Here is a 1,571-nt window from a genome sequence, read left to right as displayed (position 1 = left end):
GATTTCGGGGGACAACCACCGCCGCGTCGTGGTGGTTGGGGCTGGCGTCCTGGGTTCCTTTCCCCGCGCAGGCGTCGTTGTTCAGCGGAGACGCGCTGGACACCGCGGCGGACGTGATGAGCTGGGTCGTCATCGTCGTCGCCCCGGTGGTGATGCTCTCCGCGTTCTGGTTGCTCCACATCCTCCCGGAGTAGCGCCACCAGACGAAGTCCGACGCTCGATAGCGCGGAGGCCCTCCGGTGACACCGGAGGGCAGGGACGGCCCTAGCTGGACTCGGCGACGCTCGCGCGCCGGCTGGCGCCACCGTTGCCGTCGCCGAGCGGGGCGGTGCGCTCCAGGTTGCGCCGGGCGAGCGCCGCGAGGTGGTCGGGCGCCTTGGAGGCGCGGCCCTTCTCCTTCTGCACCGTCATGATGCCGCCGCTGCCGTGCTTCTCCTGGGCCTCGGAGACGATCTTCTTCATGTCCGACGCCTTCACCCAGTACGCGCCATTGGCGGGGTCGCGCACGCGGTAGAGGTCGTCGTCCTTGCTGTTCGTCTTGCCCGGGTCCACCGCGTCGATGGTGATCCAGTGCAGCTGGCCCGTCTCCTGGCTCTCCTGCCCCGGCTCCAGGGTCGTGTTGAGCAGGGCGTTGGAGTCCACCAGCGCCAGCGCGTACTCGCCCTTCTTGAGCGCGCCGCTCAGCGCCTTCGGGTCGCACTCGCTGGAGCCGCTGGTGACCTCGATGCCCATGCCGCCCAGGATGGCGCCCATCTCGTCCGGCGTCGCGCCGTCGTCCAGGTTCACCTCGACGCCCATCTCCTTCACGCCGGAGGGGGAGACCGCGAGCGTGTCCGCGCGGTTGCGCACCTTCTCGCGCGCCTGCTCGGGGCTCAGCTCGGCTTCATTCTCGCCATCCGACTGCTCCAGGAAGGTGAGGGTGGCCTCCGCGCAGCCCTGCTTGCTGGTCTGCACGACGGTGGGCTCGCTGGTCTTCCAGCCCTTCTCCTGCTGCGCCTCCTTCGCCTCGTTGGCGGGCAGCGCGCTGGGGGTGGTGGCACCCGGCGGCTGCGGGGCCGCCAGCTCCGGCAGCCCCTTCTTCTTGGCGCGCTCCTCCTGGAAGGAGTCCAGGTAGCGACCCTCGTCGGCGTTGAGCGGCTTGGCGTTCGGCGCGTCGGTGAGCGGCTGCTTCACGGACTGGGCCGCCGCGGCCATCTGCGCCGCCCGGGCCTCCGCCTGCGCTTGCGCCTGACGCACCCGCTCCATCGCGGAGTCGATTTTGGCGCCGATGTTGAATCGCCCGGCCATGGGAGGTCTCCTGTCGTGTCGCGTCAGTGTCCTGCCCGCATTATCCAGGGAGGACTCCGGAGGTTGCGTCGGAATTCCAGGATCTGACGAGAACGCGCGGTTTCAGACGCAACCGGGCCGTCAGCCGGGCGGACAACCATGGAATCCTGGACTGAGGGGTACACTGGACCCATGGCGAACCGGCACGACAGGGACGATGGGGCTTCGGCGCCCGCCTCCGCACCGCACGTTTCAACGTCGCGAGAATCCTACGGTACGGGTCGGGGTGGCTCGCCGGGTGGGAC

2 protein-coding genes are annotated in these 1,571 nt (G+C 69.7%); one reads left to right on the top strand and one right to left on the bottom strand.

From position 1 onward, the window contains the following. Nucleotides 1-194 (top strand): hypothetical protein (locus D7Y13_RS46200; protein ID WP_208734550.1); only part of this gene is annotated, 194 nt, incomplete at its 5' end. Between the two features lie 70 nt (nt 195-264). Here D7Y13_RS46200 and D7Y13_RS41365 read toward each other — a convergent pair. After that, the gene (locus tag D7Y13_RS41365; protein WP_120533012.1) at nt 265-1,287 is read right to left on the bottom strand and encodes a hypothetical protein; all 1,023 of its coding nucleotides are present in this window, start codon (nt 1,285-1,287) and stop codon (nt 265-267) included. Between the last annotated feature and the right edge of the window lie 284 nt (nt 1,288-1,571).

It is taken from the genome of Corallococcus praedator (assembly GCF_003612125.1).
GTDB lineage: Bacteria > Myxococcota > Myxococcia > Myxococcales > Myxococcaceae > Corallococcus > Corallococcus praedator.
The sequence above is the reverse complement of the archived record's forward strand: the minus strand, read 5'-3'. Positions and strand labels throughout refer to the sequence as shown.

Excerpts from the sequence above, each read along its gene's own strand:
- D7Y13_RS41365 (WP_120533012.1), bottom strand. The coding sequence starts at position 1,287 with ATGGCCGGGCGATTCAACATCGGCGCCAAAATCGACTCCGCGATGGAG.